Source organism: Microbispora rosea (assembly GCF_900156315.1).
Classification (GTDB): Bacteria; Actinomycetota; Actinomycetes; order Streptosporangiales; family Streptosporangiaceae; genus Microbispora; species Microbispora rosea.
Map to the genome: position 1 here is coordinate 1 of NZ_FTNI01000077.1, position 1427 is coordinate 1427.

The 1427-nt window shown below is 68.0% G+C and carries 1 protein-coding gene; it reads left to right on the forward strand.

Features of this window, described 5'->3' with window-relative positions; translation table 11 throughout:
- The first annotated feature begins 117 nt into the window (after positions 1–117).
- Positions 118–1377, forward strand: a complete 1260-nt coding sequence (locus tag BXA11_RS41055; protein WP_076443341.1) for an IS256 family transposase — start codon at positions 118–120, stop codon at positions 1375–1377.
- Positions 1378–1427 lie beyond the last annotated feature (50 nt).

A 1427-nucleotide genomic window follows, 5' to 3' on the forward strand; every position in this document is an offset into this window, starting at 1 on the left:
GAGTCCATAGGGTTGGTGTACGACGACACCGGTGAGCGTGTCCCTACGCACGTAGGTGCGGTCACCGCGTGATCCTTCGAGTGAACCTCTCACAGCACTCTCGAATGGAGCATCGCGATGACCGCGAACACCAGTATCGACCCTGCCGTCTTCCTGCACGACCAGCTCGCCCAGGCCAGCCCGGACCTGATGCGCGATCTGCTGACCACGTTCATCAACGCGCTGCTGTCGGCGCAGGCCGATAGCGTGTGCGGTGCCGAGTACGGCACCCGTAGCCCGGACCGCACCAATAGCCGCAACGGGTACCGGCACCGGGACCTGGACACTCGCGCCGGCACCATCGATGTGGCGATCCCGAAGCTGCGCGAGGGCAGCTTCTTCCCGGAGTGGCTGCTGACCCGGCACAAGCGGGCCGAGGCAGCCCTCACGACGGTGGTGGCGACCTGCTACCTGCTCGGGGTGTCCACCCGCCGGATGGACAAGCTGGTCCAGACCTTGGGGATCACCGGCCTGTCCAAGTCGAAGGTCAGTGAGATGGCCAAGGACCTGGACGAGCAGGTCGCGGCGTTCCGGACCCGGCCCCTGACCGACGGGCCGTACACGTTCGTCGCGGCGGACGCGCTCACGATGAAGGTCCGCGAGAACGGCCGGGTCGTCAAGGTCGCGGTCATGGTCGCGACCGGCGTGAACGCCGACGGCTACCGTGAGGTCCTCGGGATCCACACGGCCACAACCGAGTCCGGTGCCGGCTGGCTCGGGTTCTTCCGCGACCTCGTGGCCCGTGGCCTGTCCGGTGTCGCGATGGTCACCAGCGACGCACACGCCGGGCTCGTCGAGGCGATCGGTGCGACCCTGCCCGCCGCGTCGTGGCAGCGGTGCCGCACCCACTACGCCGCGAACCTCATGGCCGTCACCCCGAAGTCGCAGTGGGGCTGGGTCAAGGCGCTGCTGCACTCCGTGTACGACCAGCCCGACGCCGAGGCCGTCCACGCCCAGTTCGACCGCGTCCTGGAAGGGCTGTACGAGAAGCTGCCGGCCGTGGCCGAACACCTCGAGCTGGCCCGGTGCGACATCCTCGCCTTCACCGCGTTCCCGAAGGAGATCTGGCGCCAGATCTGGTCGAACAACCCCAACGAGCGCCTCAACCGAGAGATCCGCCGCCGCACCGACGTCGTCGGGATCTTCCCCAACCGCGAGTCCGTGATCCGGCTCGTCGGGGCCGTCCTCGCGGAGCAGCACGACGAATGGGCCGAACAACGCCGCTACCTCGGCCTCGAAGCCCTCAAGAACGCCCGCGCCGTGCTCATCGCCCGCGAGGGACAGGCCGGGAACGAGGAGGTGACCACCGAGCTGATCGCCGGCGCCATCAACGCCTAAACCACAACCCTCGACGGATCACCGTCGTACACCACCGATCCGGACTTGAC

Excerpts from the sequence above, each read along its gene's own strand:
- BXA11_RS41055 (WP_076443341.1), top strand. The coding sequence starts at position 118 with ATGACCGCGAACACCAGTATCGACCCTGCCGTCTTCCTGCACGACCAG.